Source organism: Clostridium sp. AM42-4 (genome assembly GCF_003480105.1).
Taxonomy (GTDB): Bacteria; Bacillota; Clostridia; order Lachnospirales; family Lachnospiraceae; genus Brotaphodocola.
On sequence record NZ_QUIK01000003.1, the window covers coordinates 57,469 to 69,571 of the forward strand.

Consider the following 12,103-nt stretch of genomic DNA (forward strand, 5'->3'; position numbering starts at 1 on the left):
AAAAGATGCTCAGCATGGGCATCTTTTAATAATAATGAGAATTATTACTATGTTATTGACAATATAATAATGATGATATATAATCCTTATTAAGAACAAATCCTAATAAGGAGGACTGATGACGAGTAGGAGAAATACCATTCAAAAAGATCTTGTAAGAAATGCCGTATACGAAATGAGAAGACATGTTACAGCAAATGAAGTGTATGAATTTATAAAAGCAGCATATCCTACGATCGGAAAAGGAACTGTATATAGAAATCTTGATATATTGGTAGATGAGGGTTCGTTAAGGAAGGTTGAAGTTCCGGATGGACCGAACAGGTTCGATTTTTCATTGAAAAATCATTACCATGTCAGGTGTGCAAAATGCGGTGAAGTTTCAGATGTAGATATGGATGAAATACCGGATTTGCTGGAAAGAATTCATAACACTCATGGAATCGAATTTTTGGATTATGATATTTCATTTAAAGGTATTTGCTTAAAATGCAGGGAGGAAAAAAATGGATAGGAAAGCAATGTATAAGTTGAGTTATGGATTGTTTGTACTGACTGCCAGGGAAGATGAAAAAGACAATGGATGTATTATTAATACAGCCATTCAGGCAGCTTCAGAACCGAACCAGTTAAGTATCTGCGTCAACAAAGCAAATTACACGCATGACATGATTCAGAGAACTGGAAAATTCACAGTATCAGTCTTAAGTCAGAAGGCACAGTTTGAATTGTTCAAATATTTTGGCTTCCAATCAGGAAGGGATACCAATAAATTTGAAGCATTTGAAAAGTGTGCTAGGGGTACAAATGGTATTTATTATATTACAGAAGGTACAAATGCATACATTTCTGTAACAGTTAATAAAACGGAGGACTTAGGATCACATACAATGTTTATCGGTGAGATAACAGATATGGAAGTTTTAAGTAATGTTCCTTCTGTCACATATGATTATTACCAGAATAATATTAAACCTAAGCCACAGGCAGTCGGAAAAACCGAGGATGGGCAGACAATATGGCGTTGCAGAATTTGTGGATATGAATATGTAGGAGAAGAATTACCGCATGATTTTATATGTCCTTTATGTAAGCACCCAGCATCAGATTTTGAAAAAATAGTAAAGAAAACGGAGAAAAAAGAAATGGTAGCAAACAAATACGTAGGAACACAGACTGAGAAAAATTTACAGGAGGCATTTGCCGGGGAATCGCAGGCAAGAAATAAGTATACCTATTTTGCTTCTGTAGCGAAAAAGGAAGGCTACGAGCAGATGTCAGCATTGTTTTTAAAAACCGCAGATAATGAGAAAGAACATGCAAAGATGTGGTTCAAGGAATTAGCAGGAATTGGTGATACAAAGGAAAACCTGGCGGCAGCGGCAGAAGGCGAAAATTATGAGTGGACAGATATGTATGAAGGCTTTGCTAAAACAGCTGAGGAAGAAGGATTCCCTGAGCTTGCAGCAAAATTCAGGGCAGTAGGTGAGATTGAGAAGCACCATGAGGAAAGATATCGTGCACTTCTTAAGAATATTGAAACTGCTAAAGTTTTTGAAAAGAGTGAAGTTAAAGTATGGGAATGCCGTAACTGCGGACATATTGTGGTAGGAACTAAGGCACCTGAAGTATGTCCGGTATGTAATCATCCACAGAGCTATTTTGAAGTACATGAAGAGAATTATTAAGGGGAGGAGATTATTACGAAGAAGAAAGTGATTAATTCAAAAAAAGCAGTAATGATAGGCTGCGGCTTTGTTGGTTCTGCATCGGTATTTGCCCTGATGCAGAGTGGCTTGTTTACAGAGCTTGTTCTTATCGATGCAGACAAGAACAAGGCAGAGGGAGAAGCAATGGATATCAGTCATGGTATTCCGTTTGCCAGTCCGATGAAGATATATGCTGGAGATTATGATGATGTAGCTGATGCTGCAATTGTTGTCATATCTGCCGGAGCGGGGCAAAAACCGGGAGAGACAAGGCTTGATCTAGTAAATAAAAATGTAGCAATATTTAAGTCAATCATTCCTGAAATAGCAAAGAGAAATTTTGCAGGTATCATGCTTGTAGTAGCGAATCCGGTAGATATTTTGACACAGGTAGCCATAAAGTTATCAGGACTCCCGGAAAACAGGGTTATTGGATCGGGGACAGTGTTAGACAGTGCGCGATTAAGATATAAGCTTGGTGAGCATTTATCTGTGGACAGCAGGAGTGTTCACGCATTTATAGTAGGTGAGCATGGAGACAGTGAAGTTGTAGCATGGTCATCAGCCAATGTATCCGGTGTTCCATTGAGTGAAATGTGTGAAATGCGTGGACATTACAAGCACAAGGAAAACACGGCAGAAATAGCTGCAGCAGTCAAGAACAGTGCTTATGAGATTATAAACAAAAAGCACGCTACATATTATGGAATTGCAATGTCTGTAAAAAGAATCTGCGAAGTGATTATGAGAGATGAAAAATCAATACTCCCGGTATCGCATATGATTCATGGAGTATATGACATTGACGGAGTATCGTTAAGTATGCCGGCTATTGTAGGTGCAGATGGCATTGAGTCTGATATACCTATTAATTTAAGTGGAGAGGAAGCGTTAAAGCTTAAGAAATCCGCAGATTCTTTGAAAAAGATTATAGAGACAATTGAGGGGCTGTGAAAAAACATAGCCTATAAAAAAGAAGGGGCGTGTGAAAAAATGATTTCTCATTTTTTCACACGCCCTTAAGCTGATTTCTCATAAAAAATCTGAGTTTATGGCATAAGAAAGAGGCCTCTGAATATTTGGTATGCGAGACTAAATTCCACAGGCCGCATCCTAAAAATGTGAATTACGAAATTCCAGTCTGACAGCAGATTTTTATGGTAAGTTAACGGTTAAAGCGAATCAGCTTAGGTGTTAGATTGACCTCGTCGGGTGGAATCGGCCTAAGCTGAAGTGCTTTTAAAATGTCAATGCCGTAGTTTTCGAGTGCAACATCGTAAGGAGTGCGGCCACCCAGGATTTCTCTGGGAGTGGAGTTGATATGATCTACAATGGTTCTCAGATCCCATTGAGTGAGAGTATCAAATGTAAATATTTTCGAGCAGCAGGAGCTTCTGAAGAAGCAAAGCAAAGGAATGGGCAGTAAAGATAGCAGCCGAATACGATAAAAAACAGATTGTTCTTGGTCTTGAACCAACCGGCCATTACTGGTTCTGCCTTGCGACCTGGATGATCTCAAATGGGATCAGTGTAGTTCAGGTAAATCCGTATGCAGTAAAGCAGACAAAGGAGCTTGAGGATAACAGCCAGCTGAAAGATGATACAAAAGATCCTACGCCAAGACGAGTGTTGGCCTCCGTGAAGGAAACTTTTATGTGACAAACATAACTGTCTGTGCTATTATAAAAACGATATAAGCGAAAATGACTTTTGCGGAAACGAAAGTATCTTTATATTTTTTTATCCGTATACTTCCTATAATGGTAATGAATACTTGCAAAGTTGATTGCTAATATTTTTTCATTATTACAGGTACAATAAGAACATGTAATAGCGGAAATGAGGTATAGTTACTTGCAGATAGAGAAGTATATTGCGGATAAAATAACATCTTTATGTGAAAAGCGTGATATCAGTAAATACAGATTATCGCAGCTGTCGGGAATTTCCCAGTCCTCACTGGGAAGAATCATGGCGCAGGAAAACCTGCCGTCGCTGATCACACTTGAAAAAATATGTACAGCTTTGGGCGTGACATTATCGCAGTTTTTTCAGGAAGGTAATTCAGAAAATCTGACAGAAAAACAGAAAGAAGTTCTGGGGATATGGAACGATCTGAGTACAAATGAGCAGGAAACAGTAATGTCAATGCTGCGTGGACTTCGGAAGTAGAAGAATAGTTCGAGTATATATATCGGCTGTTTTTTTTGTTTTCAGGCGTTAAAACGGTAATGTTTTTCTTGTGTACAGTAGAGCGCTATAGTATAATAAAACCAGTTTTTTACATAAGTTTAAAAGCTATAATAAGGAAATCGGCAAACCAGATGAAAGTCTGGGACGCAAAGCTACAGGGCCTGTAAAATGGCAGCCAGTTGCATGAAATGAGGTGCACTGTCTGTCTGACAGTGTTTTTTTACGGTGTTATTTCATAGACGTAACAACAATGATTTTATCAGGAAAGAATAAGGAAAATAAAAATTTGATGTCATTCTTATGGATATCATGATGCCGGTAATGAATGGTTATGAAGCAGCAAAAATGATTCGTTCTATGGACAGAGAGGATGCTAAGGAAATACCGATCATTGCAATGACAGCAAATGCCTTCACGGAGGACAGAATAAGAGCAAAAGAAGCAGGAATAGATGAACATGTTGCTAAGCCTGTTGATGTGGAATTACTGATAAAAGTAATTCATAGATTGGTGGGGTGATAAAAAATATGGACAAAAGACAAAAAATACTGATTGTAGATGATTCGAAATTTAAAATGACCGTCAGCTGTATAATCTGAAATTGCATACGTTGTAGTCTTCATTAAAGAAAGATGGCTATATAGGAATGGTTGGATATATTGACAGGGCAAATTAAGGAGAACTCGTAATGAAAAAGATAAAATGGAACAGAGTTTTGGCTGTACTTTTGGCAATGGTGACAGCCGTATCACTTCTGTCAGCATGTGGCAGTAAAAGTGCAGAGAAAGAAGATGCAGACACAATCACGGTGTACTTATGGAACACAAACCTGTATGATAAATATGCACCATACATTCAGGAACAGCTCCCGGATATCAATGTTGAATTTGTCGTAGGTAATAATGATCTGGATTTTTATAAGTTTCTTGATGAAAACGGTGGATTGCCGGATATTATAACCTGCTGTCGCTTTTCCCTGCATGATGCAAGTCCACTGAAAGACAGTCTGATGGATCTTTCCACAACCAATGCGGCAGGTGCTGTCTATGATACTTACCTTAGCAATTTTATGAATGAGGATGGAAGTGTAAACTGGCTTCCGGTGTGTGCAGATGCCCATGGTTTTGTAGTGAATAAGGATCTTTTTGAAAAGTATGATATTCCTCTTCCAACAGATTATGAAAGCTTTGTCTCTGCCTGTCAGGCATTTGAAGAAGTGGGGATCCGTGGCTTTACTGCAGACTATTATTACGATTATACCTGTATGGAGACATTGCAGGGGCTGTCAGCATCAGAGCTGTCTTCTGTAGAAGGACGCAAGTGGCGCACCACCTACAGTGACCCGGATAATACAAATCGAGAAGGTCTGGATAGTACCGTCTGGCCGCAGGCTTTTGAACGTATGGAACAGTTCATACAAGATACAGGGCTGAGTCAAAATGATCTGAATATGAATTATGATGATATAGTTGAGATGTATCAAAGTGGTAAGCTTGCCATGTACTTTGGCAGCTCAGCTGGTGTGAAAATGTTTCAGGATCAGGGCATAAACACAACATTTCTTCCATTTTTTCAGGAGAACGGTGAAAAGTGGCTGATGACTACACCATATTTCCAGGTGGCTTTAAACCGCGATCTGACACAGGATGAGACACGTCGAAAGAAAGCAGTGAAGGTACTGAGCACAATGCTTTCAGAGGTTGCGCAGAACCGGGTCATTAGTGATGGACAGGATCTGTTAAGCTACAGCCAGGATGTGGATTTTAAGCTTACGGAATATCTGAAGGATGTGAAATCTGTGATTGAAGAAAATCATATGTATATCCGCGTTGCGTCAAATGACTTTTTTTCTGTTTCCAAGGATGTGGTTTCCAAGATGATCTCAGGAGAATACGATGCAGAGCAGGCTTATCAGTCATTTAACACCCAGCTTCTTGAGGAAAAATCCACTTCAGAGAATATCGTGCTGGATTCAAAGAAAACGTATTCCAATCGCTTCCATACCAGTGGAGGCAATGAAGCCTATTCTGTTATGGCAAATACTCTGCGCGGTATTTATGGGACGGATGTGTTGATCGCAACTGGAAACAGCTTTACAGGAAATGTGCTGAAAGCCGGATATACAGAAAAAATGGCAAGAGACATGATCATGCCAAATAGTCTTTCGGCTTACAGCAGCAAGATGAGCGGAGCCGAACTGAAAGAGACAGTCAAAAATTTTGTAGAAGGCTATGAGGGCGGATTTACTCCGTTTAACCGAGGCTCTCTGCCTGTGGTCAGCGGCATTTCCGTGGAAGTCAAAGAAACAGATGATGGTTATATGTTGAGCAAAGTTACAAAAGATGGAAAAAAAGTTCAGGACGAGGATACTTTCACGGTAACCTGCCTTGCGATATCTAAACACATGGAAGCTTATCCGGCAGATGAGAATATTGTGTTTGATGGAGAAGATACCACTGTAAAAGATACCTGGACAGGATATATTTCAGATGGCGATGCCATTCTTGCAGAGCCTGAAGACTACATGACTCTGAGGTGAGAAGAATGGATATTAAGAATCATAATAAAGGCAGAAAGAAACTTGTCATGGGAAAACCATTCCAGATAGCTGTCTTTACAGCTGTTTTACTGGGAATTGTTCTGATGGTTTTTCAATATTTTGGATTTGTATCGAAAACCATTTATGAGGAAAGTGTTTCTCATCTGACGGAAGTTTTTCATCAGTCTGATAACATGCTGAGAGAACTGACAGATAAGAATCTGACTTATCTTCATATGTGGGGTGAGAATCTGCAGAATATCTCCAGTGAAGACGAAATTCGTAATTATATAAAGAAAGCGCAGGAAGATGCCAGATTTTTAGATTTCTTTTTTCTGTCAGCTGACGGGGACTACAAGATGGCGACAGGGGAAACCGGGTACCTTGGATTACAGGAAAACATTGAAGAGGATATCCGGCAGGGAAATGATGTGATAGCGAATGCAGCAGTTCCCGGAAAATCCCAGCTGCTTGTTTTTGCCACTCCCAGGGCGCATGGAATCTATCAGGGATTTGAATATGATGCAATTGCCATTGCCTATGAAAACTCTGATATTGTAGATGTGCTGGACATTTCTGCTTTCAATGGAAATGCCCAGAGCTTTGTTGTTCATCCGGATGGCCGTGTTGTGGTCGATCATTCTTCTGAGTCATGGGGGAATGTGTACAATTTCTTTGGTGTTCTAAGAGAGCATTCCAATATGTCTGAAAAAGAGGTCAATGAGCTTTCGGAGAAGTTTAAAGCGGGACGCACCGATGCGATGCTGGTAAATCTGGATGAAAGAAACTATTATCTGGTCTATGAAAAATCAGATATTCAGGACTGGGTATTTCTGGGACTTGTACAGGCGGATATTGTCAATGCCAGTATGAACAGTTTGCAGCGTAGTACAATGCTTCTTGTGGCTGCGGTTTTGTTCTGTATTGCCGCCTTTTTTATCGGCCTTATTATTCAAAAAAACAGGATAAGCCTTAGAAGAAAGGACACACAGATCCGGTACAGAGACGAACTTTTTCAAAAGCTGTCAATGAATGTGGATGACGTTTTTCTGATGCTGGATGCAAAAACATATCAGGCAGACTATATAAGTCCAAATGCGGAAAAACTGCTTGGTATTACGGTAGAACAGATCCGCAAAGATATTCGTGTCCTGGGAAAACTGCATCCAGGGGAACATGAAAATCCGGAGGAAAATTATCTTGAGGAAATCCAGGTGAATGAACAAAGAGAATGGGATTTTGAATATGTTCATCAGAAAACAGGGGAAAAACGTGGGTTCCATAATATTGCAATGGGCAGTGAGGTAAATGGGAAAAAGAAATACATCCTGGTTATGTCAGACCGTACTGCTGACTGGAAAATGAATCAGGCACTTTCTGAGGCAGTCCATGCGGCGGAGACAGCAAACAGGGCAAAGAGTACTTTCCTTTCCAATATGTCTCACGATATCCGGACGCCAATGAATGCGATCATCGGCTTTACCACATTGGCTGTAAGTAATATTGATGATCAGAAAAAAGTCCGGGATTATCTGGGCAAGATTCTTTCCTCCAGTAAACATCTGCTTTCACTGATCAATGATATCCTGGATATGAGCCGGATTGAGAGTGGAAAGATCCATCTGGAAGAAACGGAGGTCAGTCTGTCGGATGTGCTTCATGATCTGAAGACCATCATCAGCGGGCAGATCCATGCGAAACAGCTGGAGCTTTATATGGATGCAATGGATGTTACCAATGAGGATGTCTATTGTGACAAGATGCGTTTGAATCAGGTGCTGCTGAATCTTCTGTCCAATGCAATCAAGTTTACTCCTGCAGGCGGAACTGTATCTGTCCGGATGAAACAGTATCCAGGGACGGTAAAAGGCAGTGAACTATACGAGATCCGGGTAAAGGATAACGGAATCGGTATGAGTCAGGAATTTGTACAGAAGATCTTTTCTCCTTTTGAGCGGGAGCGGACTTCCACTGTGAGCAGAACCCAGGGCACAGGACTTGGCATGGCCATCACCAAGAATATTGTGGATATGATGGGTGGCACTATTGAGGTCCGGACAGAGCAGGGGAAAGGCACCGAATTTATTGTCCGTCTGCCATTTCGGACTCAGCCTGAGAATCACCGTATAGAGAAGATTGCAGACCTGGAAGGTCTTAAGGCTCTGGTTGTAGATGACGATTTTAATACCTGTGACAGTGTGACAAAGATGCTTGTGAAGGTTGGAATGCGTTCGGAATGGACACTTTCCGGTAAGGAGGCTGTTCTGCGTGCAAGGCAGTCTATGGAGCTTGGGGATGCATTCCATGCTTATATTATTGACTGGCGTCTGCCGGATATGAATGGTATTGAGGTCACCAGACAGATCCGCAGCCTTGGTGATGATACGCCGATCATTATCATGACTGCTTATGACTGGTCAGATATCGAAGTGGAAGCCAGGGCTGCAGGGGTGACTGCATTCTGTGCGAAGCCTCTGTTCATGTCAGATATCAGAGATACCCTGATGACTGCTATCGGCCAGAGTCAGGCTGAGCAGGAGAATCCCGTTCTTCCTGAGACAAGCTTAGATTTCAGAGGCAAGAGCATACTGCTTGTGGAAGATAATGAACTGAACAGTGAAATTGCGGTGGAGATCCTTAATGAATATGGCTTCCTGGTTGATACTGCAGAAAATGGGGCAGAGGCAGTGGAGAAGGTTAAGAATTCAAAGTCATGTAATTATGATCTGGTGCTGATGGATGTGCAGATGCCGGTAATGAACGGATATGAGGCCACGAAGCAGATCCGTGCCCTTACTGATCCGGCGCTGGCGGGAATTACCATCCTTGCTATGACTGCCAATGCTTTTGACGAAGACAAAAAGAAAGCACTGGAATGTGGTATGAATGGCTTTTTATCCAAGCCAATTGTTATAGAGGAATTGATCAGTACGTTACAAAACAATCTGGTAGATTAGTAAAAAAACTGCTAAGAAGTTCGGTTAACAGCTTTTTAGCAGTTTTTTTTATTTATTCGGAAAATTTATCACTGTAACGAAGCTGCATATCTTCCCAATCCATGAACAATACATAAAATACTTTTCCGTATTGCTGGCTTTCTACGATTCTTCCATGATCAAGCACGGAAAGATAAGTTCCGTCAGCTTTTCGAAGATGAAAGTGAATATAGTCATTGTCATTGCCTGTGTCAATCTGTTCCCAGATACTTGTTTCAATCTGTTGTTGTTCATCTGGTCGGATCAGATTGCGGAACCTTTTTTGAGTAAGCCTGAATAGTTCATCCATGCTCTTATAACCAGTCATATGAAGAAATTCGTGGTCTGCATAAAAGAGCTCATCATCTTCTTTGGCGCCGTAAACGCTTCTAAGGCATTTACGGCGCGTTCGCTGTTTTGGCAGATATAAGAAAAAAGGGACTGACTGGTAGTGTTGTCTCGTCACCGTTTCGGCTGGTACCGCATATCAGAAACATTATAGATGGTAATGAAAGCGAGCGGGTCCTCCCGGCTGATGTAGTTCATGAGCTTCTGGTATTCGCTCTTATCTACAATGGTGATGATCTCGTAGTGCTTTTCCATGTTGTATGCGCCGATCGCTTCGTAGATGGTGGCGCCGCTGTGCAGCTCATTGATAATAAATTGCCGCAGTTCTTCTTCCTTTTTTGTGATGATGCAGACACGCCGCTTTACATTGTGATTAAAAATAAAGTGATCCAGGATGATGCCGTTGAAATAGGTACCGAGGATACTGAGAACAACGGTTTTTTTGTCGTAGACCAACGCCGCGGATAGTGCCACGCACATGCCGGAAAGGGACATGGCCCGGCCGAGGTCCATATGAAGATACTTGTTCATGATCTTGGCTACAATATCCAGGCCGCCGGAGGATGCGTTCCGGTTAAAAAGAATGCTTAATCCGATGCTTACGACAAGAATATAACAGAGAACATCAAGCTCCTGGCTGTCCGTCAGGGAGCCGGTTTCTGGGAATAATGTCTCGAAACAGGCAAGAAAGACGGGGAGCATAATACTGGTGTAAACAGTTTTGGCGCCGAATTCTTTTCCGCAGGTAAAGAAACCGATGATGAGGAGCAACACGTTTAAGATCATCGTGATCGCGGAAAGCGAGAGCGGGACGAAGTTGGAAAGTACAATGCCAAGTCCGGAAATACTGCTGACAGACGCATGGCTTGGGAGAAGAAAGAAGTAAACAGCCGCTGCGATGATGGCCACGGCAATGGTCAGAACAGCGGTCTCTTTGATCAGGGATAAAGGATTATGGTGTTGATTCATGACAGACCTCCAAAAAACAAAATAATCCAGCCTATTTTATCACGGGAAAACAGGTGCGGCAATCGATGAGCCTCCACTGAAGTTTACGCATAAAGTGGAGGCTCATGGTTTTTCGTTATTATTTCACTTCAACCAGCTCGATCTTGAAATTCAGCTCTTTTCCAGCCATTTCATGGTTGGCGTCGAAGGTGATAACGGTTTCTGTTTTTGCAGTTACACAAACCGGGAACTGCTGGCCGTTCTGGTTTGCCAGATAGATGCGCTGTCCTACCTGCAGCTCCTCAGAGCCGGGAAGATCTGCAATCTCGACTTCAAAAATAGCATCCGGGTTTGGCTGGCCGTATGCTTCTTCTGGCATCAGGTGGATCTCTTTTACTTCGCCAACTTCCATATCTGCAACAGCAGCGTCAAAGCCCTTGATCATCTGACCGGCACCGCAGGTAAATTCCAGCGGCTCACCGCGGTCATAAGAAGAATCAAACTGGGTTCCGTCATTGAAGGTTCCTTTGTAATGAGTGCGGCAGATTTTGCCGACATTGCGTCCTGTGATCGTATCCATATAGGTATTCCTCCGTTGATTTAATAGTTTAGATGAAACAGTAAATCCCAGTATACTAAAGAAATGTGAAAATGAAAAGAGAAAACGGAAAAAGAAAATAAAAGCTGGAAGAAATATTAGAGCAGAACGCAAAGGGCCAGGGAAAATTCTTCAAGCTGGTGCTGACAGGCTACTTTGAAAAGTCCAGTCCGATGGATCAGCGTGCCATGCTCGCCTCAGCGCTGCGCGATGTGAAACCGGCACAGACAGGAAAAAAACAGAGCGAGGAAGAAGTAAACCAGCAGATGGGAGCATTTCTTGGCGGTTTCTTAAAAGGAGCAGGTCCATTACTCCATAAGCTTCTGCAGGGACTTCCGATGGAAGGTATACCTGCGTTGGCAACCGGGCTCCCGTTTGCATCCAGACATGAGGGCTGCATGCATGCCTGCGGCCACGATACCCACACGGCAATGCTCTTGGGTGCAGGCAAGGTGCTGTGGGCTCATAAGGATGAGCTGGCCGGTACGGTCCGCCTGATGTTCCAGACGGCAGAGGAGCAGTCCAGGGGCGCAGAGGTTATGATTGAAAATGGCGGCGTGGAGGGCGCAGATGCGGTATTTGGCACCCACATCGGCACCATTCTGGATAAGACGATCCAAAGTTCGATGTGGATGAAGATGTCCTCTGGGAAGGTGCCGCTGTATTTACTGCTATTGTGGAGGAATTTTTTGCATCTTAGGAAATTGCATCCCGGGAAGACGAAGAAAAATGCCTGGAAGCAGGCATGAATGCACATATTGCCAAGCCTCTGGATGTCCAGAGGGTAAAGACG

The 12,103-nt window shown here is 42.2% G+C and carries 12 protein-coding genes and 1 riboswitch; of the genes, 9 read left to right on the forward strand and 3 right to left on the reverse strand.

Annotated features, from left to right (window positions below; genetic code table 11):
* The first annotated feature begins 118 nt into the window (after positions 1-118).
* The 8 genes from DW922_RS03060 to DW922_RS03100 all read left to right on the forward strand — a co-directional run bounded on the left by DW922_RS03060 (position 119) and on the right by DW922_RS03100 (position 9,398).
* Complete coding sequence (locus DW922_RS03060) at positions 119-514, forward strand: transcriptional repressor (RefSeq protein ID WP_118543350.1); 396 nt, start codon at positions 119-121, stop codon at positions 512-514.
* Entirely contained in the window at positions 507-1,688 is a 1,182-nt protein-coding gene (gene rbr / locus DW922_RS18275) for a rubrerythrin (protein WP_118725757.1), read from the forward strand. The genes DW922_RS03060 and rbr overlap by 8 nt, the downstream gene beginning before the upstream one ends.
* Positions 1,689-1,715: 27 nt before the next feature.
* Entirely contained in the window at positions 1,716-2,663 is a 948-nt protein-coding gene (locus DW922_RS03070; protein WP_118725758.1) for an L-lactate dehydrogenase, read from the forward strand.
* Positions 2,664-3,137: 474 nt separating this feature from the next.
* The gene (locus DW922_RS03080; RefSeq protein ID WP_279221317.1) at positions 3,138-3,368 is read left to right on the forward strand and encodes a transposase; all 231 of its coding nucleotides are present in this window, start codon (positions 3,138-3,140) and stop codon (positions 3,366-3,368) included.
* A gap of 180 nt (positions 3,369-3,548) precedes the next feature.
* Positions 3,549-3,881, forward strand: a complete 333-nt coding sequence (locus tag DW922_RS03085) for a helix-turn-helix transcriptional regulator (RefSeq protein WP_173738650.1) — start codon at positions 3,549-3,551, stop codon at positions 3,879-3,881.
* 132 nt (positions 3,882-4,013) lie between these two features.
* Positions 4,014-4,089, forward strand: a riboswitch (cyclic di-GMP riboswitch).
* A gap of 107 nt (positions 4,090-4,196) precedes the next feature.
* The gene (locus tag DW922_RS03090) at positions 4,197-4,421 is read left to right on the forward strand and encodes a response regulator (protein ID WP_347560260.1); all 225 of its coding nucleotides are present in this window, start codon (positions 4,197-4,199) and stop codon (positions 4,419-4,421) included.
* A 169-nt stretch (positions 4,422-4,590) separates the two neighbouring features.
* On the forward strand, positions 4,591-6,441 hold the full coding sequence (locus DW922_RS03095; RefSeq protein ID WP_118725759.1) for an ABC transporter substrate-binding protein: 1,851 nt from the start codon (positions 4,591-4,593) through the stop codon (positions 6,439-6,441).
* Between the two features lie 5 nt (positions 6,442-6,446).
* Positions 6,447-9,398: a response regulator gene (locus tag DW922_RS03100; RefSeq protein ID WP_118718449.1), complete on the forward strand. Its 2,952-nt coding sequence runs from the start codon at positions 6,447-6,449 to the stop codon at positions 9,396-9,398.
* Positions 9,399-9,450: 52 nt separating this feature from the next.
* On the opposite strand, the gene DW922_RS03105 is transcribed toward DW922_RS03100, so the two are convergent.
* The 3 genes from DW922_RS03105 to DW922_RS03115 all read right to left on the reverse strand — a co-directional run bounded on the left by DW922_RS03105 (position 9,451) and on the right by DW922_RS03115 (position 11,292).
* A complete protein-coding gene (locus tag DW922_RS03105) occupies positions 9,451-9,882 on the reverse strand; it encodes a PAS domain-containing protein (protein WP_279221119.1) in 432 nt (143 codons plus the stop codon).
* Complete coding sequence (locus tag DW922_RS03110; protein ID WP_118718448.1) at positions 9,879-10,733, reverse strand: YitT family protein; 855 nt, start codon at positions 10,731-10,733, stop codon at positions 9,879-9,881. Before DW922_RS03110 ends, DW922_RS03105 begins: the two co-directional genes overlap by 4 nt.
* A 118-nt stretch (positions 10,734-10,851) precedes the next feature.
* Complete coding sequence (locus DW922_RS03115; protein ID WP_118718447.1) at positions 10,852-11,292, reverse strand: peptidylprolyl isomerase; 441 nt, start codon at positions 11,290-11,292, stop codon at positions 10,852-10,854.
* Positions 11,293-11,483: 191 nt separating this feature from the next.
* Here DW922_RS03115 and DW922_RS18370 point away from each other — a divergent pair, with 191 nt between their 5' ends.
* On the forward strand, positions 11,484-12,059 hold the full coding sequence (locus tag DW922_RS18370) for a M20/M25/M40 family metallo-hydrolase (protein WP_118725895.1): 576 nt from the start codon (positions 11,484-11,486) through the stop codon (positions 12,057-12,059).
* Positions 12,060-12,103 lie beyond the last annotated feature (44 nt).

Excerpts from the sequence above, each read along its gene's own strand:
- DW922_RS03110 (WP_118718448.1), bottom strand. The coding sequence starts at position 10,733 with ATGAATCAACACCATAATCCTTTATCCCTGATCAAAGAGACCGCTGTT.
- DW922_RS03115 (WP_118718447.1), bottom strand. The coding sequence starts at position 11,292 with ATGGATACGATCACAGGACGCAATGTCGGCAAAATCTGCCGCACTCAT.
- DW922_RS03095 (WP_118725759.1), top strand. The coding sequence starts at position 4,591 with ATGAAAAAGATAAAATGGAACAGAGTTTTGGCTGTACTTTTGGCAATG.
- DW922_RS18370 (WP_118725895.1), top strand. The coding sequence starts at position 11,484 with ATGGATCAGCGTGCCATGCTCGCCTCAGCGCTGCGCGATGTGAAACCG.
- DW922_RS03100 (WP_118718449.1), top strand. The coding sequence starts at position 6,447 with ATGGATATTAAGAATCATAATAAAGGCAGAAAGAAACTTGTCATGGGA.
- DW922_RS03060 (WP_118543350.1), top strand. The coding sequence starts at position 119 with ATGACGAGTAGGAGAAATACCATTCAAAAAGATCTTGTAAGAAATGCC.
- DW922_RS03085 (WP_173738650.1), top strand. The coding sequence starts at position 3,549 with ATGAGGTATAGTTACTTGCAGATAGAGAAGTATATTGCGGATAAAATA.
- rbr (WP_118725757.1), top strand. The coding sequence starts at position 507 with ATGGATAGGAAAGCAATGTATAAGTTGAGTTATGGATTGTTTGTACTG.